At 73.9% G+C, this 241-nt stretch carries 1 protein-coding gene; it reads right to left on the minus strand.

Features of this window, described 5'->3' with window-relative positions; translation table 11 throughout:
- Window positions 1-16: 16 nt before the first annotated feature.
- Window positions 17-145, minus strand: a complete 129-nt coding sequence (locus ACR9ZK_RS22365; RefSeq protein WP_481344129.1) for a hypothetical protein — start codon at window positions 143-145, stop codon at window positions 17-19.
- Between the last annotated feature and the right edge of the window lie 96 nt (window positions 146-241).

Consider the following 241-nt stretch of genomic DNA (forward strand, 5'->3'; position numbering starts at 1 on the left):
TCCGTCGTCGGCAGCGTCAGATGTGTATAAGAGACAGCGACACGCCGGGTGGCGCGACGGCCGGCGTGTCGAGGTCGAGGGACGAGCGGCCCCCGCCGGACGTGCCGGCGGCCGGACCAGCTTGCACGGCCTGTCTCTTATACACATCTCCGAGCCCACGAGACGGAGCTACATCTGGGGGGGCGGCGTCTGGTTGGAGAGGGGGGGGGGGGGGGGGGGGGGGGGGGGGGGGGGGGGGGGG

The sequence above is a fragment of the Monashia sp. HAY1-5C genome (genome assembly GCF_056755255.1).